Here is a 656-nt window from a genome sequence, read left to right on the forward strand (position 1 = left end):
CTAATAACCTCCCCTTCTCTAGAATAGAAGTTTCTTGTTCCTTCTAGGTCAATTTCTTTCTCAACAACCAGTCTGTATCCACGGTATCTCCGGTAACATACTGGTGTTCACTAAATCGTTCAAAACCAAAGCGATAGTAAAAATCTTGCGCCTTAAAGTTGCGTTCCCAGACACCTAGCCAGGCCCACTCAAAGCCCCGGCTCTTGGCTTGATCCAGCGCAAAGATAAACATTTCCTTGCCAAAACCAGCCCCATGAAATTCCTTTTTGACATAGATCCGTTGGATCTCAAAGGACTTGTCCATCTCTACTGGCTCGGTCTGCGCCTGACCCCAGTTGATCTTGAGAAACCCACAGATTTCTTGTTCTTCATTGAGGACAAAATAGGTTTCGGACTCCGGATCTTGCAGATCCTTCTCGATTTGCTCTAAAGAGAGCACGGTGGAGAAGTAGTCTTCCAAATCTTTCTCAACAATATAGGGACCGAAGGTATCCCGATAGGTTTCCACCTCTAGGTCACGTAAGGTCTGTGCCTGGTCGATTTTTACTCTAACTAACATGATTATTTAAACTGTTCTGAGAAGCGAACATCTCCTTGATAGAAGCCACGGATATCATTGATTCCATAACGAAGCATGGCTACACGCTCCTGACCAA

General features: G+C 44.7%; 2 protein-coding genes. Both read right to left on the minus strand.

Annotated elements, in window-relative coordinates:
• Window positions 1-43: 43 nt before the first annotated feature.
• On the minus strand, window positions 44-559 hold the full coding sequence (locus ACLOR3_RS07540) for a GNAT family N-acetyltransferase (RefSeq protein ID WP_411399901.1): 516 nt from the start codon (window positions 557-559) through the stop codon (window positions 44-46).
• Window positions 560-561: 2 nt separating this feature from the next.
• A partial coding sequence (locus tag ACLOR3_RS07545) for a tRNA ligase subunit PheS family protein (protein WP_412037131.1) occupies window positions 562-656 on the minus strand: 95 nt, incomplete at its 5' end.

This window comes from Streptococcus intestinihominis, from assembly GCF_046824975.1.
In the GTDB taxonomy this organism is placed as follows: domain Bacteria; phylum Bacillota; class Bacilli; order Lactobacillales; family Streptococcaceae; genus Streptococcus.

Excerpts from the sequence above, each read along its gene's own strand:
- ACLOR3_RS07540 (WP_411399901.1), bottom strand. The coding sequence starts at position 559 with ATGTTAGTTAGAGTAAAAATCGACCAGGCACAGACCTTACGTGACCTA.